The sequence below is a fragment of the Myxococcus sp. AM011 genome (assembly GCF_013372595.1).
GTDB lineage: Bacteria > Myxococcota > Myxococcia > Myxococcales > Myxococcaceae > Myxococcus > Myxococcus eversor.
In genome coordinates this window covers 1-387 of sequence record NZ_JABXEM010000671.1, presented here as the reverse complement: position 1 = coordinate 387, position 387 = coordinate 1, and the positions used below count along the sequence as shown (strand labels likewise).

Below are 387 nucleotides of genomic sequence, written 5' to 3'. Positions count from 1 at the left end.
CTGGCATGCAGTGACGCATGGGGCACGGTGTGTCCCATGCCCGCGTGCCAGGACAACGCCTGCGGCGTGGGCGGCTGCGAGTGCCCGGAGCTGGGGCCGGACCTGGTCGTCCCGCCGAAGCTCGACGTGGACCTGCTGGTGGGCCTGTGCTGGCGGGGCAACCCCGGCGTCGGCGCGCCCGTCGTGGCCCCGCCGGCGCCTGGCGGACGGGTGTGCGAGCAGGACGCCCCGCTGCCCACGACGGAGCGGCTCGTCCTCCTGCGCAACGGCGGGACGCTCGAAGCGCCGGACTGGAGACCGGAGCTGGTGTTCCAGGCGGATGGTTTGACCGCGGCCGTACGCCCCCTGGATTGTGACAAGCACGCCTCCACCCCAGGCTGCCAGTAG

Annotated in this window: 1 pseudogene; it reads left to right on the top strand. The window is 73.6% G+C overall.

The window, feature by feature from the left end:
- A pseudogene (locus HUW62_RS47960) lies at window positions 1–387 on the top strand (type II secretion system protein GspH); the annotation flags it as partial.